A 399-nucleotide genomic window follows, 5' to 3' on the forward strand; every position below is an offset into this window, starting at 1 on the left:
TGAACTGTTCAGCCACGTTTTCAGCCGTTTGCGGCATGGTTTCAACACCATACATTTCTTTAAGCTTCGGGTTGATAAAACGCCAGCCCATTGTGGTGTCTTCAATCTTTTGACTACGACCAAATGCACTCTCAGATTTACCCATCACAAATGGAGCACGTGACATGGATTCAACACCACCTGCCACAATTACGTCAGCCTCACCAGCTTTAATGGCACGCGCGGCCATTGCCACAGTATCGAGTGATGAACCACATAAACGGTTGACTGTGGTTGCAGGTACTGTATAAGGGATACCTGCTAAAAGCGCCGACATACGACCGACGTTACGATTATCTTCACCGGCTTGGTTGGCACAGCCAAATAAAACGTCATCGACGACATTCCAATCCACAGAAG

The 399-nt window shown here is 47.6% G+C and carries 1 protein-coding gene; it reads right to left on the reverse strand.

Annotation, left to right across the window (positions count from 1 at the left end; genetic code table 11):
* Positions 1-399 (reverse strand): thiolase family protein (locus AC1M9F_RS14505; RefSeq protein WP_481598120.1); only part of this gene is annotated, 399 nt, incomplete at both ends.

Source organism: Acinetobacter sp. ANC_7504, from assembly GCF_056779995.1.